This window comes from Pseudomonas sp. Irchel 3E13 (genome assembly GCF_900187455.1).
In the GTDB taxonomy this organism is placed as follows: Bacteria; Pseudomonadota; Gammaproteobacteria; order Pseudomonadales; family Pseudomonadaceae; genus Aquipseudomonas.
The window spans coordinates 1-1,315 of record NZ_FYDX01000046.1; the positions used below are offsets into that span (position 1 = coordinate 1).

Here is a 1,315-nt window from a genome sequence, read left to right on the forward strand (position 1 = left end):
GGCTACGCGGCCTGTGCTCTGTAGGCTACAGGGCTCAGGCCGCCGAGCTTCATCTTGATGCGTTCGTGGTTGTAGTAGCGGATGTACTCGTCAATTCCGACACGTAGTTGGTCGATCGTCTCGAAGCGTTCCCGGTAGAAGTACTCCGACTTCAGCGTGCCAAAAAAGCTCTCCATCGCCGCGTTATCCAGGCAATTGCCCTTGCGTGACATGCTTTGTTCCAGGCCCGCTTCTTTCAGGCGCTGACGGTAATCAGGGTATCGATAGTGCCAGCCTTGATCCGAGTGCAGCATTGGCTTGCTGTCGGCCGGGAGCGTCTCCAGTGCGCGTTCAAGCATGGTTTCCACCAGGGCATAGCGCGGCCGCGTGTCGGTTTGGTACGCCACGATTTCTCCGTTGTACAAATCCAGCACTGGTGAGAGGTAGAGCTTTTCACCTGCCACCTTGAACTCCGTAACATCCGTCACCCATTTTTGATTGGGCTGATCAGCTGCAAATTGCCGCTTCAAGATGTTGGGCGATGCCTCGTCCATCAGCCCCCGGTATGACCTGTATTTCTTGGGCCGCACCGTGCATTTGAGGTCCAGCTCGCTCATCAGGCGCCGCACTTTCTTGGTGTTCACCAACTGCCCTTCCTGACGCAGGGTGGCGGTGACACGACGATAGCCATAACGACCGCGATGACGGTGCTGGATGCTCTGGATCGATGCTTTCAGCGAGGCACACTTGTCCTCGGTACCGATTGTCTTGAGTTGGTAGTAGTAGGTGGCACGCGCCAAGCCTGCGGCATCCAGCAGATCCGCGAGAACATGGTGTGGGTGCAGGTCGGCGATCAGCCGGGCTTTTTCGTGGTGGCTTTCTTCTGCCGGAGCTTCGCCTCGTCTAGTTCCTCGAGCTTTTTTAGGTAGGCGTTCTCCGCTTCAAGCTTGCGTATCTTGCGCAGCAACTGGGAAACCGAGAGCTCCTCGTCAGGCACTACTGGGGTTTCATCGGGCTTGGAGGGCTGCTTGGACATGGCGCGGGACGATCTCTTCTTCGCTGAAAGCTGGGCTGTAAGTTCGCCACTGTAATACTGCTGCTGCCATCTGCCCAGTTGACTCGAATTGCCCAGGTTGAACAGCGCCGCAGCGGCGCGGTGAGACAGTTGCTCATTGAGCATGCGGTGAAGCACAGCGAGTTTGAATTCGACGCTGTGGTGCCGACGGGAACGCTTGAAACTGGCCTCGCCGTGGTGCTGGTAAGCCACGACCCAGCGCCGGAGAAGGGTAGGATCTATCTGGAACTGGTTCGCCACATGGCGAAAGCCACGGCCTCG

Annotated in this window: 1 pseudogene; it reads right to left on the minus strand. The window is 57.6% G+C overall.

The features are described 5' to 3' along the window. Positions 1 to 2: 2 nt before the first annotated feature. Positions 3 to 1,315 (minus strand): annotated as a pseudogene (locus CKW37_RS32265) (IS3 family transposase); the annotation flags it as partial.